Here is a 20,715-nt window from a genome sequence, read left to right as displayed (position 1 = left end):
TAGCCGCATTTGTATTGAGTGCCTTCGACGGAACAAGCCCCTGTCAAAGCCACTCGCGCGCCCGCAATCGAGTCACCAAATCGGCGCGCCAGTCATCGTAACGATACCGTCTGCATGGCAGCGGCCCATCACGAGTTGCAAAAGTATAACGTAATCTGCGGAATCGACACCTGACACATACATGCCCCATACATGAGAGCGAGCATCAGGTGCCGGCAGTGGTCACGTGGGCAAACGCAGGGGCGAACGGTGTCGTTCGCCCATGGATGCCATTTAGCGCAGCAGCGCCGTCACTTGCGGGTCGGCGCCTTCGGTCGGCGTGCGCTTGAAACCGCTCTTGGCGAAACGGTGCCAGCGGCCCAGTACGTACGACACCAGCAGGTTGGCCCGCGAGTTCGCGTCGAACGTTTCCGGCAGCGTGCCCTGTGCGGACGCCAGACGCAGCACCTGGCGCAGCGACGCCTCGATGCGGTCGAGCAGTTGGTTCATGCGCTCTTGCAGACGCTCGTGCTCACCCACCAGCGCTTCGCCCGTGAGCACGCGGGTCATGCCCGGGTTCTTCTCGGCGAAACCAAGCAACATCAGCACGATGGCGCGCGCTTGCGTCACGCCGTCCTGATCCTGCGCGGAGATCTGATTGATCAGACCGAAAATGGTCTGTTCGATGAACTCGATGAGCCCTTCGAACATCTGCGCCTTGCTCGCGAAGTGGCGATAGAGCGCCGCCTCGGAGACATCCAGGCGCGCGGCGAGCGCGGCCGTGGTGATCTTCTCGCCCTTGGGCGTTTCGAGCATGGCCGCGAGGGTTTGCAGAACCTGCACACGGCGCTCGCCCGGTTTGGGGCGAGTGGTCTTCACCGGCGCGGGGGCGGCCTCCAGCGCATCGGCGGTGCCGTAACCGGCCCCGCTCGAAGAGTTTTCCTGCTGCATCGTCTGGTCGTTATCGGTAGGGATTTGATTGTCGGGCGGCCCGGGCGATACGTCTCGCGCCGGCCCCGGTCGCAAGGCGCGCCCGTAACTCGCGCAGAGATTGTACTTTGATATCCACATAGTGTGGGCGCCCACTGCGCGGCATCACGTCGCCGTGACTGTTTCTCGTCGGCAGATGCCCCGTAATCCATACGGTGCCGATGCCGAAATGCCGCAAGTGCTTCAGATGCGAGCGAGTGTCCTCGACCAGCCACGTGCGGTGCGGCGCCAAGTCTTCCCGCGCCAGCAACCGGCGCAGCATGATCGCGTCCGGTTTGGCGCGCCACGCGTGCCGGTCGGCCATGTCTTCGATGCTCACGCAGCGCTCAAAATGCCGGCGAATGCCCAACGCATCGACGATCGCCATCGCGTAAGTCGCGGGGGCATTGGTCAGCAAAATCTTGCGCCCGGGCAACCCCGCGAGCAGCCGCCCGAGTCCGCGCTCGGCGCGCAGCACCTCGGCCAGCGGCGGCAACTCGTGCACCCGTGCCAGAAAGTCGTGCGGATCGATGGCGTGATGCTTGATGAGACCGAGCAGTACCGCGCCGTATCGTTGCGTATAGGAAAACCGCAGGCGGTTCGCCTCGTCATGCGGCAAGCCCAGCTTTTCGACGATATACGCCGTCATCGCGCGGTTAATGCGCGGAAAGATCGCGTGCGATGCGCGATGCAGGGTGTTGTCGAGATCGAACAGCCAGACCGGGCCGCGTCCGCCATGTTCGCTGCGGGCGCGGTTCGCCCGGCGGCGTCGGCTCAGTACGTGAGAAGGAGACACTGGGGACACCGGCAATGGGGAGCGCGGCACCCGGCGGGCACCGCAGCGAGACCACGGAAAGGCACGATGCTATCGCGCAAGGCCCGCTTTGACAAATCGACTCAGCCAGCCTTACGAGATTGGCAGCGCGGGCAGAGACAGAGACGAAAGCAGGGTCAGAAGCCGGAACCCTTGTGCAGCTTACGTCGCCTACGCGGCAGCCTTCGCCCGCACCCGCAGCAGACTGACCACACCGCCCACCGCCGCCAGCACCGTCGCTGCCACCATCGCCGCGTGCGCCCCGGCATCGCCATACACGTCGAAGAGCAACGCGACGAGCGCGGCCCCCAGCGTCATGCCGACCGTGCGGGCAATCGTCATCAGCCCGCTGGCTGCCCCGCTGCGCTCGCGCGGTGCGCCCATCATGATGATGCGATTGTTGGGTGTCTGGAAGAATCCGAAGCCAATACCGCACACGGCCATGCGCGCGGCGATGCCCCAGTTCGAGGCGTCCACCGGCAGCCACGCGAGCGACGCCAGCCCCACGGCAAACACTGCCAGCCCCAGCGCGCTCATGCGCGCGCTGTCGAAGCGGTCGGACCAGCGGCCCGCGAGCGGCGCTACAAATACGATCACCAGCGGCCATGGCGTGATCAGCAAGCCCGTCACCGCTTCACCGCGCGCGAACGCGTGCTGCAACAGGAACGGCATGCCGACATACGCGAGCGTCTGCGCCATATAACAGGCAACCGACGTGAGCGACGACAACGCGAGCACCGGCACGCGCATCAGATCCAGCGGCAGCAACGGCGACGTCTGGGCACGCTGATGACACACGAGAATCACGGCGGCCACCAGCCCGAGCACGATCTGCAACGCCGCCACGCCATGGTGTCCGGCCTCGCCCACATGCCCCAGCCCGATGATGATGAGTGCCAACGCCACGGCATTCAGCAAGGCACCCGGCACGTCGAGCCGCCGCTCGGCCCCGGGCGTCGCCGGTAGAAAACGCGAAGAGGCAACGAAAGCGGCCAAACCGATCGGCAGGTTGATGGCGAACAACCAGCGCCAGTCGGCCAGCGACAGAATCACCGCCGCCACGCTGGGGCCTGCCGCCGTCGAGAGCGCGACGGTCAACGCCAGTAACGAGATCGCGCGACCGCCCATGTTCGGCGGAAAGACCATCCGCAACAGCGCGGGCACGATGGTCGACATGCATGCGCCGCACAAGCCCTGCACGACACGCGCCGCCACCAGCCACGCCAGATTCGGTGCGAGCGCGCAGCCGAGCGATGCTACGGTGAAACCGGCCACACCGAACAGAAACACGCGCCGGTAGCCGAGCTTCTCGCCCAGTGCAGCGAGCGGCAGCACGGCCATGGCGAAAATCAGTTGATAAGCGTTGACGACCCACACCGTCGACGCCGGGTCGGCCACCAGATCGCGCGCGATGGTCGGCAGCGCGACGTTGGCAATGGACGCGTCGAGATTGCCTAGAAAGGTGCCGAGCAGGATGGACGGCACGGCGATGCGGCGAGCGCGTGCGCTCAGTCCATCGGCCAGCGGCGCGGAAGGTGGCATGGGTTGGGTCAGGCTTTGGGACATGCGCAGGTTACCGGAAATGCAATACGGGAGCGCGCCAGCGCCAGCGCGCGAAAGTGCCAGCGCGCAAACCCTATAGCGCAAGCCACACCGTCGCCGACACTGACGGGGGAAAAATGGACGGCCCGGGGAACGGTTGACTGAACCACCCGGGCCGGGCAGGAAGATCGCGTGCGATGGTGCAGCTCGGGGAATGTACGGCTGCACACGGTACGGCCACGCGACGTCTGCCGGATCACTCTCTCGTGGTGCGCGGCACCGCCACCACGTCGTATGCCGCAGCAGGAGGGAGTGACGCGGCGCCGCACGGCATGTGAATCGCCCCCCCGGACGAATTCACGCGCGCGACGCCGCGTATCGGACAGACGCGAAACAAAGTTCGCGTCAGCGGATCAACGACTCAGCGCGATCAGAACGTGTGCTGGATACCCAGCATCGTGCCGAACTGGTTCGCGCCCGTGACCACCGAGCCACCGGCGGCGATCGCTACCACGCCCTTCTGGCTGTTCGCGACCCAACCGGCCATGCCGTACAGCGACGTACGCTTGGACAGCGAGTACGTGGCGCGGCCGATCAGCATGGTCGCGTTGGCACGGCTCTTCAGTTGGTAACGGATTGCCTGCGCATCGAACGCCCACGTGATCGTCGGCAGGTACGTGAAGCCGAGGAAGTAGATGTCCGAGCTGAGCGATGCGGCATCGGCGCTCACGTTGCGGTGAATCCAGCCACCGCCCACGCGACCCGACGACCACTTGTAGTACGCGTTGATCACAGCGTGCGAGTCGGTGTATTGCGAGCTCGTCAGCGGTGCGGCGGCGCCCGTGTTGCCGCGCATCTGGTCGTACGATGCCGAGATACCAAAGTTCTCGTAGTCGTAACCGATCAGGCCGGTGAATTGCTTACATGCCTGATAGTTGCCCGCCACGTTACCCGCGCAGTTCGTGGCCGACGGACCGCCGGCTGCCGAACCATCGCGCCCGAAGCTGTACGTCGCGCCCAGCGTCACGCCATAGAACTTGCCCATATAACCCACGGCGCTGTCGCTGCGCGCGTTGGCGATGTACGGGTCGATACTCGCGAGCGAGAAGATCGACGGTCCGATCACGTCCGCGTTACCGGTCACGTAGAACGTCATGTTGTTCTGGCGGCCGATGAGGAACGTACCCCACGCGCCCGACAGCCCGACGTTGGCCTGACGCCCGAACAGACGCCCGCCGTAGTTCAGGCCGCCCGTGCCCGGCTGAAAGCCGTTTTCCAACGTGAAGACGGCCTTGAGACCGCCGCCCAGATCTTCCACACCCTTGAAGCCGAAGCGCGACGGCACCTTGCCGGTCAGCGTCGGTTCACCGACGAAGCTGCCGCCACCGGCGGCATTGTTGTAATAGGCGATGCCGGTATCGACGATCCCGTACAACGTGACGTTGCTTTGTGCTTGTGCCAGGCCTGCACCCAGCATCAGGCCTGCGGCCAATGCGTATTTCAATTTCACTTCTGTCCCCTTGTTTTATGAATGCACGACTACCCCACGCCAAACGTCGGACTGGCGGCAATGACGCCGGCCCGCCTTTTGACTTCTTTTGCCCTGCTACCTCCAGACTGCAAACTGCTAAATCGTGAATCGCGTGCGATATATCGCGTGACCCCTCACGCGTCGCGCACGAACGTGAAACGCGCCTCGCGTCTCGCGATGCGCCAACCCTGTGCCGTCTTGACGAACGTGTCTTCGAACTCGCCCATCACCTGCCGCCCCTGTGCGGGACGCCCGAACGGCCCCGCCACGTCTTGCGTCGATCCGCTCCACAACAGCACGGTGCTGCTGCCGATGGCACCGGTGCCCGATGTCACGTCGATCAGCACGTTGCCGACGAGGTGCCGCGTGAGCCGTTCGGCAGGACGGTCGGCATACGCCGCCGCGATTGCCGCCTGCCCGACCAACGGGTCGCTGCCCGGACGCACCAGCACACCTTTCTCGGTGAAGAGCGCGGCAAGCCCTTGCGGATCGCGCCGGTCGTTGCACGCGGCAAACCGCGTCACGAGGTCCTGACAGGCCTGCTTGGCGAGCATGGCGTCGAGGGTGTTCTGGTCAATCTCGGGTGTCGTGTCTTGAGCGCTCATGCGAGTCGTGCCGTGCTATCGGAATGGATGTCGATGGGTGCCGTAGCCAGCCATGCGCGCAGCGCGGCGGCAACGGCTTGCGGGCGCTCCATCGGGCTCATGTGGCCGCTCTCTTCGATCACGCACAGCGTGGCGTGAGGCATCATCCCGGCCATGATTTCGTGCCGGGCGAGCGGGCTCCACGTGTCTTGCCTGCCGCACAGGACCAGCGTCGGGCAATGAATGCCTGCGAGTTGCGGCGTCGCGTCCGGGCGGCCCAGCAGCGCGTGAATCTGTGCGGCGAACTGGTCGGGGTGGCTGCGCTCGATCATGTCGAGAATCGCGTCGAACAACGGCGTGCCGATCTGGTCGGGATGCACCATGCCGGTGGCCCACACCTGCCCCATCGCGCGCATGCCCGCTTCACGGGAGCGCGCCAGCAACGCAGCGCGACCTGCGCGCTCCTTCTCCGCAGCCTCGCCTTCGGGCAAGGCCTGATACCCCGTATCGAGCAAGGCGAGATGCGTGACGCGCGCCGGTGCGAGACGCACCACTTCGAGTGCGATGCGCCCGCCCATCGAATGCCCGGCAACGGCGAAGCGCGGCTCGGTCACCGTCGCAAGCACGTGACGCGCCATGGCCTCGATCGTGTCGAGTGCGCCCCATGCGGGCACACGGCAGTCGTATTCCGGCAGCAGCGCGGCCGTGGCGGCCCACGCCACCTGATCGCAGAGCAAGCCGGGAAGCATGAGCAACGGGGGACGTTCGGTGCTCATGGCTTCCCTCCCTGCGCCCAGACGCTACGCGGTATGCACACCTGACCGTCGAAGAGCCAGCGCGCGGTGCGCAGCAGCCCGGCCCCTGTCACTTCGCTTTCACCGGTGTCGTTGCATGCGAGCGTCAGGCGCACGGTGAATTCGCCAGTGGGGTGTTCAATCGACAACAGCGGCGCGGCGTCATCCGGCACGACTGCCATCTCGTGGCAGACGGTGCCCGGCAATGCCGCGGCCGTCGCCACACTCACCGCCGCCAGCACGCCGATCGACGAGTGGCAGCGATGCGGAATGAAACAACGCGTGAGCAGCGCGCCGCCCGCTTGCGGCGGTGCCACGAGACACATCTTGGGCACCGTGCGCGAGCGCACATCACCAAGGTTCATGCGCGGGCCGACGGCGAGACGAATCGCTTCGATCTTCTCGCGCAGCGGCTGAAACTCCCCGCTCGTCTCCAACTGTTCGCACGACTCCGTGCCGGTGCAGCCCAGATCCGCCGCGCGCATCAGCACTAGCGGCATGCCGTTGTCGATACAGGTCACAGCCACACCGTCGATGACATCCTGACGTTGCCCCGTCGGGAACAACGCGCCACAAGTCGAACCGGCGGTATCGCGGAACATCAACGGAATCGGCGCGGCCGTGCCCGGCACGCCGTCGATGGCCAGGTCACCGTCGTACTTCACCAAGTCGGCGGGCGTCTGCACGGTGGCGAGCGCCACCTGCCCGGTATTAACCATGTGAATGCCGACGTTCGTCACATCGCCCGTCGTCGCCACGAGCCCCCGCTCGATCGCAAACGGTCCGACCCCGGCAAGCAGATTGCCGCAGTTCTGCCCGTAATCGACACGCGCTTCGTCCACGACGACTTGGGCAAACAGGTAATCGACGTCGGCATCGTCACGCGTCGAACGCGAGACAATCGCCACCTTGCTCGTGAGCGGGTCCGCGCCGCCCATGCCGTCGATCTGGCGCGCGTCGGGCGAGCCCATCGCGGCGAGCAGCACGGCGTCGCGCGTCGCAGCATCGGCGGGCAGATCGCCGGCGAGAAAGTACAGTCCCTTCGACGTGCCGCCGCGGATAACCGCTGCGTCGATGCGTGTCTGCGAGTGCGATTGCGAGTGCTTCACGAGTTCGCCCACGGTCATCGTCAGTTACCTTTCGACGCGTCGAGCTCGTCGAGCGAGTCGACGTAGCGCAGGCCCTTCGCAGCCAGACGCTCGCGCATCTTGTAATAGTCCAGACCCAGCGTGCCGCCCGCGAGCACGCCGCGCTTGTACGCTTCGTCGGCACCGCGCGCCGCAGCCGCCTTGGCGACCGCTTGCGCCGTGGCGTACGGTACGACCGTCACGCCGTCGTCGTCGGCCACGATCACGTCGCCCGGATGCACGATCTGATTCGCGCACACGACCGGCACGTTCACCGAGCCGAGCGTTTCCTTGACCGTGCCCTGCGAGGAGATGGCTTTCGACCAGACCGGGAATTTCATCTCGGTCAGCGTGGCGATGTCACGGCAACCGGCGTCGATGACGAGCCCTGCGACGCCGCGCGCTTTCATCGACGTGGCGAGCAGGTCGCCGAAGTAACCGTCGTCGCACGGCGAGGTCACGCCGACCACGACGATATCGCCGGGCTGTGCCTGTTCGACGGCCACGTGCAGCATCCAGTTGTCCGACGGCGGCGCCAGCACGGTCACCGCGCTGCCTGCCACGGCCGCACCGGCGTAAATCGGGCGCAGGTAGGTGGCCATCAGACCGAGACGGCTCTGCGCTTCGTGCACGGTGGCACTGCCTGCGCTGCGCAAAATGTCGAGCGTGGCCGCATCGACGCGGGGAATTTGACGAACGACGACGCCGCGAATCATGACAGTTGCTCCGTAACGACGGGCGTCAGACGCATGAGCCCCTCTGCATATTTGATGTCGCGCGTGGCCGTGATGCCGATGTTGCGCTTGGCTTGCACGCCGCGTTGCAGGGCGACGCGCGTGTAGTAATCCCACAGGTGTTCCTGACCGGCCATGCACTCGATGGCCGCGCGCTTCGTTTCCCACACCGGCGTGATGTCGACAAACGTGTTGGGAATCCATTCGCACTGCTCGGTCTGGTGCGGCTCGAACGCCAGCACCGCCGGGGCGCCAATCACTTTTTCGCCCGGCTTGTGGCCTTCGGCCTGAGCAATCACGCGGGCTTCCTGCGTCACGTGCATCGCAAGCGGATGATCGAAGTTGTACGGGTCTTTCTCCGAATGACTCAGCACGAACGACGGCTGCAACTCGCGATAGATATCCACGAGACGGAACAGCGTCTCGTCGGACACGCGCATCGGGTAGTCGCCGATATCGAGAAACTCAATTTCCGCGCCGAGAATGTCGGCCGCGCGTTGCGCTTCTTCACGGCGTGCTGCCTTGACCTTGGCTTCGGTCATCTCGGCGCCCTTGCGCCAGAGCTTGGCCGACTCGCCGCGCTCGCCGAACGAGAGGCAGACGACCTTCATGCGATAGCCCTGCGCCACGTGCGTGGCGATGGTGCCTGCCGCGCGCCAGACGAAGTCTGCCGAGTGGGCGCTGACGACGAGGCCGGAGAGCGCCGTCGTATTTGTGTTCTGTGATGTCGTCATGATGTTCCGTCAATACGTGATGCGTAATGCGTCGTGCCATCCACCGGCGATCAAACGCTTTCCAGCCCAACGAGCGCACCGAGCAATTCCGGCGACGCTGCGAGTTCACTGCTGCGCCCTGCCCAGACCTCGCGGCCCCGGTCGAGCACCAGCGCGCGGTCGGTCAATTCCAGCCCCAGTTCGGCGTGTTGTTCCACCAGCACGACGCCCATGCCGCCGTCGGCACGCAGCTTCCAGAACGCGTCGACGAGTTGATCGACGATCACCGGCGCGAGCCCTTCGAAGGGTTCGTCGAACAGCACCACACGGGGGTTGCCGATCAGCGCGCGGCCGATGGCGAGCATCTGCTGCTCGCCGCCCGAGAGCTGATTGCCCAGATTGCGGCGCCGCTCGGCGAGTCGCGGAAACAGGTCGTACACGCGTTCCAGCGTCCACGCCTCACCCATGGCTGACACTTGCAGGTTCTCTTCGACGGAGAGCGACTTGAAGATCTCGCGCTCCTGCGGCACCAGTGCGAGACCGGCGCGCGCCCGCTTGTACGCAGGCCAATGCGAGATGTCGTTTTCGAGATAGCGAATCACGCCGCCGTGGCGCGTGGTCAGCCCGAGCAGGCTGAGCAACAACGTGCTCTTGCCCACACCGTTGCGGCCCAGAATGGCGATGGCTTCGCCAGCGGCCAGCCGCAGGCTCAGGTCTTCGAGCACGATGGTCTCGCCATAGCCCGCGCTAAGTCCGCCGGCTTCGAGCAGGATGTCAGTCATGGCGACGCCCCAGATAAATGTCGCGCACACGCGAGTCGCGGCGCACTTCTTCCTTCTCGCCTTCCATCAGCACGGCACCTTCCACCAGCACGGTGATACGGCGCGCAAAACGGAAGACCAGATCCATGTCGTGTTCGATGACCATCACCGCCACGTCTTCAGGCAAACGTTCGAGCAGGTCGAACAACTTGCGGCCCTGCCCCGACGGCACACCTGCGACAGGTTCGTCGAGCAGCAACACCTTCGGGTCGAGTGCCAGCCCCAGCGCAATCTCCACCTGACGGCGCTGGCCATAAGCGAGTTCGTCGATACGACGGCCCGCGAGATCGAGCATGCCGAGTGCACGCAGACGCTCCGCCGCTTCTTCCACCACTTCGGGGCGACTCGCCAGCGGTTTGCCGATGCGGCCGTCGAGCCCGCGGCGCGAGGTCAGCGCGAGGCCCACGTTCTCGGCCACGGTCAGCGTGTTGAACAGCGTGTTCAGTTGGAACGTGCGCGCCAGCCCGAGCTTCACGCGCTTGTGCGAGGGCATCGACGTGACGTCGGTGCCGCCCACGCGCACCACGCCCGAGTTGGGCTTGAGCACGCCGGTAAGCAGGTTCATCAACGTGCTCTTGCCAGCGCCGTTCGGGCCGATCAGCGCGTGACGTGCACCGGCTTGCAGCGAGAGCGTCACATTGCGGGTCACGTCGAGCTGGCCGAAGCGCTTCGACAGCCCTTGAATTTCGAGTGCGGCGCTCACAGCGTCACCTCCTTGTCTGCGCTCGCCTTGGCGTTCGCATCGGCGGGCACGGAGGCATGGCCCGTATTACGGCGGCGCGCACGCAGCGCGAAGCGATCCACCACACCGATGAGACCGTCCGGCGCGAAGCGCACCACCACGATCAGCAGCACGCCCAACGCGGCCAGCCAGTTGGTCGGATCGATGGCGGCAATACGGTCGGACAACACCATGAACACCACGGCGCCGAGTACCGCACCGTAGAGGCGTCCGGTGCCACCCAGCGCCAGCATCACCAGCACGTTGGCCGACAGCGTGAACGACAGCGTGTCGAGTGCCACGATGTTGTTGACCTGCGCGGAGAGCGCACCGGCCACACCGGCCACCGCAGCGGCGATCGTGTACAGCATCAGGCGGCGGAAACCCACGCGAACGCCCAGGAGCGACATGCGCATGGCGTTCTCGCGAATGCCCTGCACCGTCAGACCGAACGGCGAGTTGACGAGGAACTGCGTGAACAGAAAGACCACCACCAGCACCACCAGCGCATAGACATACGCCGTGTGGCCGTAGATATCGAACTCGAACAGGCCGAGCACGGGGGCGATGGTGTAGCCGGTCAGGCCGTCGTCGCCCATCGTGATCGACTTGGCGATGTTGCCCGCCTCATACAGCAGCGTGGCGCACGCGAGCGTGAGCATGATCTGCGTGAGCCCGCTCACGCGCAGCACCACGATGCCGGTGATCAACCCGACCACCGCCGCGACGAGTGCCCCAGCGACCAGACCCAGCAGCGGGTTCGGCGAGACGTGCAGCGCGAACAGTCCGGCGGCATACGCGCCGCTGCCGAAGAACGCCGCATGACCCAGTGTTTCGATACCGCAGTAGCCCTGCACGAGATCGAGCGAGAGCGCAAAGATGATCATGATCACCACGCTCGTGGCGAGCGCGAGATACAGATCGGCAAAGAAGTACGTCGCCACGGCAGCGACCAGCAGCACGGCATCGAGCACGCCAAGCCGCTTGCGGCGCAGTGCCGGGGCCACCTGCGCCACACCGGCCGCCGACAGTTGGGAGGGATTCGTGTTTTGCATCGTCACCCTCCGCTCAGGCGCGGCCGACCAACCCTTGCGGGCGGATCAGCAGAATGGCCAGCACGGCCAGATAAATCATGAAAGCGCCGAGCGCAGGCACGTAGTAGCGCCCCAGCGTATCGATGAGACCGAGCAGCAGACCGGCGTACAGCGAGCCACGCAGGCTGCCCAGACCACCGGCGGCCACCACGATCAGCACGAGCACCAGATACTTCAGCCCGTAGTACGGCTCCAGCGGCAGAATCTGACTGGACAACGCACCGCCAAGCCCCGACAGGCCGCAACCGATGGCAAACGTGATCGAGAACACGAGCGGCACGTCGATGCCGACGCAGCGCGCCATGCGCGGGTTGTCGACCGCCGCGCGCAGCTTGGCGCCGAACGGCGTGCGCTCCAGCCCCCACCAGATACCGAGTGCCACGACGGCGCTGCACACCAGCGCGAAGATGCGATAGATCGACACCGAGAAGCCACCCAGATCCCACGTGCCGCGCAGCCCCTGCGGCACCGGAATGGTTTGCAGCTCCGTCCCCGCGAGATGCTTGGCGATGGCGCAGATGATGAACGCCAGCCCGATCGTCATGAGCAACTGCCCGAGACCGTTGGCCGTGTAGACCCAGCGATACAGCGTGCGCTCGAGCACGGCGCCGAGCACCATCGTGCCGGCCACACCGACGAGCAGCGCGACAAAGAAGTCGAGCCCGGCATGCTGCATGGCCCACAGGGTGAAATAACCGCCGATCATGGCGAAGGCGGAATGCGCGAGGTTGACAACGCGCATCACGCCGAGCGTGACCGTGAGACCTACGGAGATGAGAAACAGCAGCATCCCGTAAGCCACACCGTCGATCGACAACGACAGGAAAGTGGCAAGCGATTGCGTCATGAGGAAGTACCGGGGGCGGGGGGAGCGAGCGCGTGGGCGCTCGCTGTTACATCAATCACATCAATCACATCGATGACGTTGAGCGCATCGATCGCATCGAATGCGTGGATTACTTGGCCGCCACTTGCGGGTGGCTCAGATGCCACGGCTCGACCACCGACTTGAACGTCTCGATGGGCTTGTTGCCGAGCTTGCCGTCGATGGTCTCCACGCGACGGATGTACACGTTCTGGATGATTTCGCGCGTCTTCGGGTCGATCGACACCGGCCCGCGTGCGCTCGTCCAGGCGTAGCCCTTCACGGCGGCGATGGCCTTGTCGGCGTCCTTCTTGCCCTTGGTGGCCTTGATCATCTGGGCGATGAGCGTCATCGAGTCGTACGCCGACACCGAGGCAATCGACGGCAGCGCGCCCGGACCGTACTTGGCCTTATAGGCCTTCACGAACGTCGTATTTTCCGGCGACGTCAGGTACGGCGAGTAGTGCAGTGCGGTGATCGTGCCCAGTGCGCTGTCGCCGATGGCCGGCAGGTCCGACTCCATCGTCTCAGTCGTCGCGAAGAGCTGAATGCCGGCCTTATCGAGCTCACGCTCCTTGAAGGCCTTCACGAAACCGGCCGACATCGGGCCCACCGGCATGAACATGAAGACGGCTTCGGGCTTGGCATCGCGCACGCGTTGCAGATAGCTCGAGAAGTCCGTCGTGCCCAGCGGCACCTTCACTTCGACGCTGATCTTGCCGCCGGCTTTCTTGAAGGTTTCCGAGTACGCGTCGATCGCGTCGTAGCCCGTGGCAAAGTCGGCCACCACAATGGCGGCGTTCTTGATGCCCTTGCTCGCGGCGTATTCGACCAGCGGCACGCTCACGGTCCATTGCGTAAAGCCGGTGCGCACGAAGTACGGCGACTTGAGCGTCACGCTCGACGTGCCCGAATTGCCGATCACGAGCGGCGTCTTGGTCTGGTTGGCCACGTCGGCCATGGCCAGCACGTTCGGCGTGAACGAGCCGCCGAACAGGTACTGCACCTGATCGCGCACCACGAGTTCCTGTGCGAGCTGACGCGTGCGTTGCGGATTCACGCCGCCTTCATCGCGCTCCAGAATCACGAGCGTGTCGTCACCGACCTTGTTCTTGTTCTGCTCCATCCACAGGTTGATGCCGCGACGGTACTCGGTGCCCCACCACGAGGCGGAACCGGAGAACAGGCCCAGCACGCCGATCTTGATGTCGTCGGCGCGTGCGGCCATGGAGGTGAACTGGCAAACGCTCGCAAGTGCCACAGCGAGCCACAAGTGGCGCTTCATCATGGTGTCGTCTCCTCGTCGGCGTCGCGCGCCGCTCCGTTTTTTGTTGAGGTCCGCGCCGGGGAGGCGGGCCTTTTCGATGATGTCCGGAACAGCTTAGGCAGCCGAAAAGGTGACGTCGAATGAAACTCCCGAGTCCAGCGTTGCGTTTTTCGTATATCCCCGAGATTTCCCCTACGTTATGGAACGATTTCGACGCACGCAATTTCGCGCTGCGGGACACGCGCAGCACCACCCGTGGAACGCCCGCGGCACAAGGCTGTGCGGGCGGGCGTCGTTAGTGCGTCGAAGCGGGAGAGCGCACTCGCGCGAGCCAGTCGCGCGACATGCAAGTCATGGCGATTCCGGCGAATTTCGCCGCGCTCGCGGAGGGAGTCGTGCGGGGGTGCCGCACAGGGTCAGTTCGGGTGCTGCACTGTCGGAGCGAGCGCCCGAAGTTCGTCGAGCAATTGCTCTGCGGCAGGCGACAACAGACCGTCGCGACGCGTCGCGAGACCGATGGCGCGACGCGCATGCTGAAGCGCGACCGGCACCACCGCGAGTTCGCCAGTCCGCAACTCGGAAGTGATCTGCACCGGCGAGAGCAACGCCAGCCGGTCGCTCGACAGCAGCAAGCCGCGCACCACCGGTGAACTGCTCGCATGCACCTGCGTCTGTGGCAGCGCGAGTCCTTCTGCGCGAAAAACGCGTTCGAACACGCCGCGCGCAGGGGTGCACGGCAGCGGGCTCACCCAGCCGTACTGCGCCAGTTCCGCGAGCGTCGGCTCGCGCCCCATCGTCAGACATGGATGATCGGCACGCGCGACCACCGACAGGTGGTCTTCGAACAACGCTTCCTGCCGGATGTCGGCCGGCACGTCGTTCGCCCGCAACGCGCCGACGATCATGTCGACGTCGGCCTGTCGCAGTTGACGCACCAGCGCCTCGTACGTGCCGTCGACGACGGTCACCGTGAGATACGGCGACTTGTGCAACAGGCTGTCGATGGCTTTCGGCAACAGAAAGCCGCTCGACAACGGCAGCGCCGCCACGATCACCGTGCCTTGCTGACGCCCGCCGAACGGCGCGAGTTCGTCCTCCGCAATCGCCAGCTCCGCGAGCGCACGCTTGACCGGGCCGAGTAACGCCTGCGCCTCGTCGGTCAGACGCGTGCCGCGCGGCGTGCGCCGGAACAGCTTGATGCCGATGAGGTCTTCAAGCTGATCGAGATTGCGTTGAATCGTGGGTTGCGAGCATTGCAGACGGGTCGCCGCCAGCGGACCGCTGCCCAGCTCTGCCACCGCGATGAAGCTCGTGAGTTGTTGTGGCGCCACCACCGCCGCAAAGCGGCTCGCCGCACGCGCCCCGCCGTCCGCCTGTGACGCCGTGGCGGCAAAGGCCTCGCGATAGCCGTTGGCCAACTCTGCCAGTGCACGCGTCGCCCGTACGCCGAGACGTTGCCCCGCCGCGTTCGGAATCAGGCCGCGCCCGCTGCGATGAAACAACGGGAAGCCCAGCTCCGCCTCGATATCGGAGATCGAGCGCGCCACCGCCGACTGCGACAGATGCAGCATGCGCGCCGCCCGCGCGACCGAGTCGCATTCGAGGACGGCGACCATCGCGCGCAAGCCACGCAACTTGCGGCATAGCAGCGAGGCATCGTTGTTCTGCGGCGCGCGGCTCCAAGTGCCGCGCTCATGACAGGCAAGGCTCGACGTCGGGGGGGCGTTGGTGAGACTGATGACGGTGTCGATCGACATGCAAAGGGCTCGCTCAGCGCATCGTCGGCACGCGCCGCGTTGCCATGAAGTCGTCGAGCGACTCGCCACGCATGATTGCGTACACCTCCAGATTGGTCTTGCGCACCACACGCGCAAACTTCTCCAGCACGAAGAAGTTCACGCCATGGCGCACGAGGCCGAGCCAGTCCTGCGTTTGCACCAACGCCTGCTCCTCAGCCGACAGGCCAGCTGCGGTCATCGCGGCGGCCGGATCGTTCAGAAACGTTTCGCGGTTCTCGGCGCGGATCATGTGCCAGAAAAAGCGATTCAGGTGCAGCGTGCGGTTGCTCACGCGCAAATCGAACGCGTAAGTCCCGGTGATCGATTCGATGCCTTCGAGTTGCGGATTCATGCGGCCTCCTCCTCGTAGAGCGCGACGGTCATCGCCGTGGTGGTTGCCAGGTAGTAGTTCAGATGCAGGCGCCTGATGTTCGGGCCGAGCGCACCGCGCATCGACAGCCACATGATCTGTTCGACGCTTTCGGCGCCGCCGCGGCGCACGTAGTCCACGTGCTTGAGTTCGGCCAGCGTTTCCGGCTCGTGCTCAAGCAGTTCGAGGAATTCGCGATCCCATGCTTCGTCGTTGTAGCCGGTGCGCTCGCCGTGAATCTGGTGCGAGAGGCCGCCCGTGCCCACGACCACGACGCGCAGGTCTTCCGGGTACGACTCGATCGCGCGGCGCACAGCCTGCCCCAGCCGGTAACAGCGGCGGCCCGTGGGCAGCGGATACTGCAACACGTTGATGGCAATCGGCACGACCGTGCCGGGCCAGTCCGGCTTGTGCGGCCAGAGCAGCGGCAGCGGCGAGGCGCAACCGTGATCGATCGGCTTGTCCTGAAACACGGTGAGGTCGAACTCGTCGTTCACGAGTGACTCGGCGATGTGTGCCTGCAACGCCACGTCGCCACGAATCGGCGGCAGCGGGCGCAGGCCCGCGCCTTCGTCGGCAATCGGGAACGACTCGCCCACACCCAGCGCGAACGTCGGATACATGTCGAAGAAGAACGTCGTGGCGTGATCGTTGTAGAAAAACACGAGCACGTCGGCCTGCTTCTCGGCCAGCCATTTCGCCACGGGCTCGTAGCCCTGAAACAGCGGCGCCCACGCGGGATCCTGCTGCTTGCCCTTGTCGTACGCCACGCCGATGGTCGGCACGTGCGACGTGCCAATCCCCCCAATGATCTTTGCCACGATAAGTCTCCGTCTCTTTTGTCTTGTGATGCCGGATGGCGTCATGGCACGCATGACACCGCCCGCATTTATGCAGGGCCGAGTCTATACGGGATCCCATATTTGCATAAAGCAGGGTATCTACTGATGCGATTTGGATTTACGGGATCCCATAATGAAAAAAGGCCGGCGTATTCATGACCGGCCATGCCATCCAGCGACCCAAAGGAAACGCATGCTGCACCCCACGCCGACCACCGTTCAATTGCGCGAGATGATTCTCAAGGGCGAGCTCGCCCCGGGCGAACGTCTGGCCGAAGCCAAGCTCGCCGAACAGCTTGGGGTCTCGCGCATGCCCATCCGGCAAGCGCTGCCGGTACTCGCGGAGGAAGGGTTGGTCGTACGCGCCGGACAGCGTGGTTATGCGGTGCGTGCCCACACCCGGGACGAGAGCGTGGAAGCGTTGCATCTGCGCGGCGCACTCGAAGGCTATGCCGCCCGTCTGCTGGCCGAGAAGGGCGCGAGCGCCGAATTGCTCAAGCAACTGCGCGACCTGCTCGCCGAAGGCGATGCGTTGCTGGCCGATCACACCATGACGCCGGAAGTGCAGATCGGCTACGCGTCGCTCAACGCGCGCTTTCACGATCTGCTCGTGACGGGTGCCCACAATCCGCTGCTCGAAGGCTTTATCGCGCGCTGCAATCTGGTGCCGTTCGTCGCCCCCCGCACGGTCGCGTTCGGGCACGAAGATCGCCGTCAGTACGCAGACATCATCGCGTATGCCCATCGCCAGCATCACGCCATCGTCGAGGCGATTGCCGCGCGTCAGCCCGACCGCGCCGAATTCATGTGCCGCGAGCACATCGTCACGCAAGAACACAGCATGGGGGCGCAGTTGCTCTGAGGGTTTCGACCCCGCGCGCCCGCCGACCTTTTCCTCATTCCCTATCGAAACAAGAGTGCGCCGTCCCCAGGCGCGCCAAGGAGACAAACGATCATGTTCCTCAAAAACACTTGGTATGTAGCCTGCACGCCGGACGAATTCGCCGAGAAGCCGCTGGGCCGCAAGGTCTGCAACGAGCCGATGGTGTTCTTCCGCGACGGCGACGGTAAGGTAGCGGCATTGGAAGACTTCTGCCCGCATCGTGGCGCGGCGTTGTCGCTGGGCTTCGTGAAGGACGGCCAGTTGGTGTGCGGCTATCACGGCCTCACGGTCGATGGCGGCGGCAAGTGCACGAAGATGGTCGGCCAGCGCGTCGGCGGTTTTCCGAAGACGCGTGCATTCCCGTGCGTGGAGCGTTACGGCTTCGTGTGGGTGTGGCCCGGCGATGCCGCGCTCGCCAACGCCGACGAAATTCCGCATCTGGAATGGGCCGTGAGCGACCAATGGGCCTATGGCGGCGGCCTGTATCACATCAAGTGCGATTACCGCCTGATGATCGACAACCTGATGGATCTCACGCACGAGACGTACGTGCACGCGAGCAGCATCGGGCAGGAAGAAATCGAAGAAGCGCCGCCGAAGACGGTCACGGAAGGTGACAGCGTGGTAACCGCGCGTCACATGGAGAACATCAAGGCGCCGCCGTTCTGGGCGAGCGCACTGCGCGCGAACGGTCTGGACGATCAGGTGCCGTGCGATCGCTGGCAGATCTGCCGCTTCACGCCGCCGAGCCACGTGATGATCGAAGTGGGTGTCGCGCACGCAGGCCATGGCGGTTACAACGCCCCTGCGGACAAGAAGGCGGGCAGCATCGTGGTGGACTTCATCACGCCCGAGACCGACGAGTCGATCTGGTACTTCTGGGGCATGGCACGCAACTTCAAGCCGGAAGACGCCGAGCTGACCGCGGCGATCAAGCGCGGCCAAGGCGGCATCTTCGCCGAAGACCAGGATGTGCTCGAAGCGCAGCAACGCAACCTGTCGGCGTATCCGGAGAAGAAGATTCTCAAGCTCAACATCGACGCCGGTGGCGTGCAATCGCGTAAGGTACTCGATCGTCTGATCGATGCCGAGCGTGCGGGCGCCACGCAAGACGCGGAGCACGCAGCATGAAAGTCAGGCTGGCAAACAAGCAGGACGTCGCAACCGATATCTGCGCCTTCGATCTGGTGAGTCTCGACGGCAGCCCGCTGCCGGGCTTCACCGCCGGCGCGCATATCGACGTGCATCTGCCCGGCGGACTCGTGCGCCAATACTCGCTGTGCAATGCGCCCGGGGACACCGGGCGCTATCGTCTCGGCGTGTTGCGCGACCCCGCATCGCGTGGCGGCTCGACCGGCATGCACGCGCTGTCGGCCGGTGTCGAACTGGAGATCAGCGAACCGCGCAATCACTTCCCGCTGGTGGACAAGGCGAAGCACAGCATCCTGCTCGCCGGGGGCATCGGCGTGACGCCGATTCTGGCGATGGCCGAGGCATTGGCTGCGGTAGGGGCGTCGTTCGAAGTGCATTACTGCACGCGTGAGCCGGCCCGTACGGCGTTCGGCGAACGCTTCGCGCAGGCGGATCTCGCAGGGAACACGCGCGTCTATCACGACAGCGAGGGGGCCCGTGCCGATCTCACCGCGATCCTTGCGCAACCGTCGGGCGGCAAGCATCTGTATGTGTGCGGACCGGCCGGTTTCATCGATGCCGTACTCTCGCGTGCAGAAGCTGCGCAATGGCCCGAGGGCAATGTGCATCGCGAATACTTTGCCGCACCCGCCGCGACCGACGGTGCGATCGATGCGCCGTTTCAAGTCAAGCTGCATTCGACGGGGCGCGTGATCGACGTGAAGGCAGACGAGACCATCGTGGCAGCGCTCGCGGCACAAGGCGTCGAAATCCAGATGTCGTGCGAGCAAGGTGTCTGCGGCACGTGTCTCACGCGCGTGATCGACGGCACCCCCGATCATCGCGACGTCTATCTGACCGATGAAGAGCGCGCCGCCAACGATCAGATGCTGCCCTGCTGTTCGCGCAGCAAATCGGCCATGCTCGTGCTGGATCTGTAGCGCCATCCGACTCACCGCACGGTGATGTGAGCGCCCTGCTTCGCTTTGCGAGCAGGGCGTTTCGCTTGCTGTGTTGCCGTTCGCTTTCCCAACACCCCACGCACGAACCGACAACCTCCTGAGCGGGACACTTCTACGATGGCGAGCGCTGTCCGATCCGCGCCCGGCCCCTTTGCCCTGCCATCTTCGAGAGGTTATGCCCATCATGTTCGCGCTATCCCACAACGCATCCTTCAACGCGTCCTTCAACGCGTCCTTCAACGCGTCGGCCGGTCTCGCCGCCATCCCCTTTCCTGCGCTGGTGCAACAACCGGTGCTTGCCCCGCCCGCTATCGATCGACTCGATAACGACTCACTGGTCGCCGTGCAACGCGCGCGTCGCGATGACGAAGACGTGCGGCGTCTGGACGGACGGCCCGCCGAACATGACAGATTCGGTTCGCCCGCCGCCGTCCTGACGAAGCTCGTTCCACTCTCACAACCGGTGCATCACGCGCCGCCTGTCTCCACTCGCAAAGGCGACGACCTGATTGACGCCTGCGCCGAGAAATGGCGCACGGCAAGCGTGCCGGATTGTGTTCACGACATTCGAAAGGCCATCCACGACGTCGCCTTCAAGGCGCTTTACGCGATCTTGCCCGCCGTGAATGGGTGCCCGGCAAAGCCGGCCGCACGGTGCTTCGAGTTGGGTCAGTTGCTGGAGAAAAAGATGGCCCATCTGGGCTATGGCCAGTTGTTCGATCTGGGCCACTTCTGTCATGAAACTGGCCTGATGTCGTTGATGACGGACGATGCGACGCTCACGATCGGCTCGCTCAAGGCCCTGCAATTCGATCAGTCGTTTCAACTGGGGAGCGCGATTCCGGCCCCCTTACCCACGCTCGCACAACATCGAAACAACTTGATGGACGCCCGGTTGAACAAGGTCGCCCGCGAACTGAACCGGTTGGCCGACCTCGGCACCACGCCACCTGTCAACGCAATCTCCGACTTCCATCTCGTCTCGATGGGTCTGCTCGACGCGCCGCCTGCCGAGAGCGACAAGTCGGAGACGGCGTTTCGGGAGCATCTGTTGCGCCGTATCCGCACCGAGAATTTGCAGTTACGTGAATACAGCCGTCGCGACCCGTTGCCCATCGCTCAGCACCTTGCGGGCTGCGCGAATCGCGACGCGCCGCTCAGTTACCTGAGCTAAGCGCCTGCCGCACCATCACG

At 64.8% G+C, this 20,715-nt stretch carries 21 protein-coding genes; 4 read left to right on the top strand and 17 right to left on the bottom strand.

Features of this window, described 5'->3' with window-relative positions; all coding sequences use genetic code 11:
- Positions 1–273 precede the first annotated feature (273 nt).
- From slmA to AT302_RS01180, 17 genes are all read right to left on the bottom strand, one after another.
- Complete coding sequence (gene slmA, locus AT302_RS01260; RefSeq protein WP_058376852.1) at positions 274–930, bottom strand: nucleoid occlusion factor SlmA; 657 nt, start codon at positions 928–930, stop codon at positions 274–276.
- Between the two features lie 10 nt (positions 931–940).
- A complete protein-coding gene (locus AT302_RS01255; protein ID WP_084655965.1) occupies positions 941–1,744 on the bottom strand; it encodes a pyrimidine 5'-nucleotidase in 804 nt (267 codons plus the stop codon).
- A 189-nt stretch (positions 1,745–1,933) separates the two neighbouring features.
- On the bottom strand, positions 1,934–3,328 hold the full coding sequence (locus AT302_RS01250) for an MFS transporter (RefSeq protein ID WP_237172038.1): 1,395 nt from the start codon (positions 3,326–3,328) through the stop codon (positions 1,934–1,936).
- A 406-nt stretch (positions 3,329–3,734) separates the two neighbouring features.
- Positions 3,735–4,781, bottom strand: a complete 1,047-nt coding sequence (locus AT302_RS01245) for a porin (RefSeq protein WP_174554622.1) — start codon at positions 4,779–4,781, stop codon at positions 3,735–3,737.
- A gap of 188 nt (positions 4,782–4,969) precedes the next feature.
- Positions 4,970–5,440: a nuclear transport factor 2 family protein gene (locus AT302_RS01240; protein ID WP_058376848.1), complete on the bottom strand. Its 471-nt coding sequence runs from the start codon at positions 5,438–5,440 to the stop codon at positions 4,970–4,972.
- Positions 5,437–6,195 (bottom strand): alpha/beta fold hydrolase, encoded by a 759-nt coding sequence (locus AT302_RS01235; RefSeq protein WP_058376847.1) that lies wholly within the window; start codon positions 6,193–6,195, stop codon positions 5,437–5,439. Before AT302_RS01235 ends, AT302_RS01240 begins: the two co-directional genes overlap by 4 nt.
- Positions 6,192–7,340 carry a 4-oxalomesaconate tautomerase gene (locus tag AT302_RS01230; RefSeq protein WP_058376846.1) on the bottom strand — a complete coding sequence of 383 codons (1,149 nt, stop codon included), beginning with the start codon at positions 7,338–7,340 and terminating at the stop codon, positions 6,192–6,194. Before AT302_RS01230 ends, AT302_RS01235 begins: the two co-directional genes overlap by 4 nt.
- A 2-nt stretch (positions 7,341–7,342) precedes the next feature.
- Entirely contained in the window at positions 7,343–8,056 is a 714-nt protein-coding gene (locus AT302_RS01225; protein ID WP_170936061.1) for a 4-carboxy-4-hydroxy-2-oxoadipate aldolase/oxaloacetate decarboxylase, read from the bottom strand.
- Positions 8,053–8,808 carry a PIG-L deacetylase family protein gene (locus AT302_RS01220; protein WP_058376845.1) on the bottom strand — a complete coding sequence of 252 codons (756 nt, stop codon included), beginning with the start codon at positions 8,806–8,808 and terminating at the stop codon, positions 8,053–8,055. Before AT302_RS01220 ends, AT302_RS01225 begins: the two co-directional genes overlap by 4 nt.
- Before the next feature lie 50 nt (positions 8,809–8,858).
- Positions 8,859–9,569 carry an ABC transporter ATP-binding protein gene (locus AT302_RS01215; RefSeq protein ID WP_058376844.1) on the bottom strand — a complete coding sequence of 237 codons (711 nt, stop codon included), beginning with the start codon at positions 9,567–9,569 and terminating at the stop codon, positions 8,859–8,861.
- Positions 9,562–10,311, bottom strand: a complete 750-nt coding sequence (locus AT302_RS01210; RefSeq protein WP_058376843.1) for an ABC transporter ATP-binding protein — start codon at positions 10,309–10,311, stop codon at positions 9,562–9,564. Before AT302_RS01210 ends, AT302_RS01215 begins: the two co-directional genes overlap by 8 nt.
- Positions 10,308–11,384: a branched-chain amino acid ABC transporter permease gene (locus AT302_RS01205; RefSeq protein WP_058376842.1), complete on the bottom strand. Its 1,077-nt coding sequence runs from the start codon at positions 11,382–11,384 to the stop codon at positions 10,308–10,310. Before AT302_RS01205 ends, AT302_RS01210 begins: the two co-directional genes overlap by 4 nt.
- Before the next feature lie 13 nt (positions 11,385–11,397).
- Entirely contained in the window at positions 11,398–12,270 is an 873-nt protein-coding gene (locus AT302_RS01200; protein WP_058376841.1) for a branched-chain amino acid ABC transporter permease, read from the bottom strand.
- A 109-nt stretch (positions 12,271–12,379) separates the two neighbouring features.
- A complete protein-coding gene (locus AT302_RS01195) occupies positions 12,380–13,576 on the bottom strand; it encodes an ABC transporter substrate-binding protein (RefSeq protein ID WP_058376840.1) in 1,197 nt (398 codons plus the stop codon).
- Positions 13,577–13,971: 395 nt separating this feature from the next.
- The gene (locus AT302_RS01190; protein ID WP_058376839.1) at positions 13,972–15,312 is read right to left on the bottom strand and encodes a LysR family transcriptional regulator; all 1,341 of its coding nucleotides are present in this window, start codon (positions 15,310–15,312) and stop codon (positions 13,972–13,974) included.
- Positions 15,313–15,325: 13 nt separating this feature from the next.
- Positions 15,326–15,685, bottom strand: coding sequence for a protocatechuate 3,4-dioxygenase (locus AT302_RS01185; protein WP_058376838.1), 360 nt, complete (start codon positions 15,683–15,685; stop codon positions 15,326–15,328).
- A complete protein-coding gene (locus tag AT302_RS01180; protein WP_058376837.1) occupies positions 15,682–16,524 on the bottom strand; it encodes a gallate dioxygenase in 843 nt (280 codons plus the stop codon). The genes AT302_RS01185 and AT302_RS01180 overlap by 4 nt, the downstream gene beginning before the upstream one ends.
- Positions 16,525–16,738: 214 nt before the next feature.
- Between AT302_RS01180 and AT302_RS01175 the strand changes: the two genes are divergently transcribed.
- From AT302_RS01175 to AT302_RS01160, 4 genes are all read left to right on the top strand, one after another.
- On the top strand, positions 16,739–17,407 hold the full coding sequence (locus AT302_RS01175) for a GntR family transcriptional regulator (protein ID WP_058376836.1): 669 nt from the start codon (positions 16,739–16,741) through the stop codon (positions 17,405–17,407).
- Between the two features lie 93 nt (positions 17,408–17,500).
- Complete coding sequence (locus tag AT302_RS01170) at positions 17,501–18,559, top strand: aromatic ring-hydroxylating dioxygenase subunit alpha (protein ID WP_058376835.1); 1,059 nt, start codon at positions 17,501–17,503, stop codon at positions 18,557–18,559.
- The gene (locus AT302_RS01165; protein WP_058376834.1) at positions 18,556–19,500 is read left to right on the top strand and encodes a PDR/VanB family oxidoreductase; all 945 of its coding nucleotides are present in this window, start codon (positions 18,556–18,558) and stop codon (positions 19,498–19,500) included. Before AT302_RS01170 ends, AT302_RS01165 begins: the two co-directional genes overlap by 4 nt.
- Positions 19,501–19,696: 196 nt before the next feature.
- A complete protein-coding gene (locus tag AT302_RS01160; protein ID WP_058376833.1) occupies positions 19,697–20,695 on the top strand; it encodes a M24 family metallopeptidase in 999 nt (332 codons plus the stop codon).
- Positions 20,696–20,715 lie beyond the last annotated feature (20 nt).

The sequence above is a fragment of the Pandoraea norimbergensis genome (assembly GCF_001465545.3).
Classification (GTDB): Bacteria; Pseudomonadota; Gammaproteobacteria; order Burkholderiales; family Burkholderiaceae; genus Pandoraea; species Pandoraea norimbergensis.
Note: the sequence above shows the minus strand (reverse complement) of the source record. Positions and strands in the feature narration are given on the sequence as shown.

Excerpts from the sequence above, each read along its gene's own strand:
- slmA (WP_058376852.1), bottom strand. The coding sequence starts at position 930 with ATGCAGCAGGAAAACTCTTCGAGCGGGGCCGGTTACGGCACCGCCGAT.
- AT302_RS01250 (WP_237172038.1), bottom strand. The coding sequence starts at position 3,328 with ATGTCCCAAAGCCTGACCCAACCCATGCCACCTTCCGCGCCGCTGGCC.
- AT302_RS01245 (WP_174554622.1), bottom strand. The coding sequence starts at position 4,781 with ATGCTGGGTGCAGGCCTGGCACAAGCACAAAGCAACGTCACGTTGTAC.
- AT302_RS01240 (WP_058376848.1), bottom strand. The coding sequence starts at position 5,440 with ATGAGCGCTCAAGACACGACACCCGAGATTGACCAGAACACCCTCGAC.
- AT302_RS01235 (WP_058376847.1), bottom strand. The coding sequence starts at position 6,195 with ATGAGCACCGAACGTCCCCCGTTGCTCATGCTTCCCGGCTTGCTCTGC.
- AT302_RS01230 (WP_058376846.1), bottom strand. The coding sequence starts at position 7,340 with ATGACCGTGGGCGAACTCGTGAAGCACTCGCAATCGCACTCGCAGACA.
- AT302_RS01225 (WP_170936061.1), bottom strand. The coding sequence starts at position 8,056 with ATGATTCGCGGCGTCGTCGTTCGTCAAATTCCCCGCGTCGATGCGGCC.
- AT302_RS01220 (WP_058376845.1), bottom strand. The coding sequence starts at position 8,808 with ATGACGACATCACAGAACACAAATACGACGGCGCTCTCCGGCCTCGTC.
- AT302_RS01215 (WP_058376844.1), bottom strand. The coding sequence starts at position 9,569 with ATGACTGACATCCTGCTCGAAGCCGGCGGACTTAGCGCGGGCTATGGC.
- AT302_RS01205 (WP_058376842.1), bottom strand. The coding sequence starts at position 11,384 with ATGCAAAACACGAATCCCTCCCAACTGTCGGCGGCCGGTGTGGCGCAG.
- AT302_RS01200 (WP_058376841.1), bottom strand. The coding sequence starts at position 12,270 with ATGACGCAATCGCTTGCCACTTTCCTGTCGTTGTCGATCGACGGTGTG.
- AT302_RS01195 (WP_058376840.1), bottom strand. The coding sequence starts at position 13,576 with ATGATGAAGCGCCACTTGTGGCTCGCTGTGGCACTTGCGAGCGTTTGC.
- AT302_RS01190 (WP_058376839.1), bottom strand. The coding sequence starts at position 15,312 with ATGTCGATCGACACCGTCATCAGTCTCACCAACGCCCCCCCGACGTCG.
- AT302_RS01185 (WP_058376838.1), bottom strand. The coding sequence starts at position 15,685 with ATGAATCCGCAACTCGAAGGCATCGAATCGATCACCGGGACTTACGCG.
- AT302_RS01175 (WP_058376836.1), top strand. The coding sequence starts at position 16,739 with ATGCTGCACCCCACGCCGACCACCGTTCAATTGCGCGAGATGATTCTC.
- AT302_RS01170 (WP_058376835.1), top strand. The coding sequence starts at position 17,501 with ATGTTCCTCAAAAACACTTGGTATGTAGCCTGCACGCCGGACGAATTC.
- AT302_RS01165 (WP_058376834.1), top strand. The coding sequence starts at position 18,556 with ATGAAAGTCAGGCTGGCAAACAAGCAGGACGTCGCAACCGATATCTGC.
- AT302_RS01160 (WP_058376833.1), top strand. The coding sequence starts at position 19,697 with ATGCCCATCATGTTCGCGCTATCCCACAACGCATCCTTCAACGCGTCC.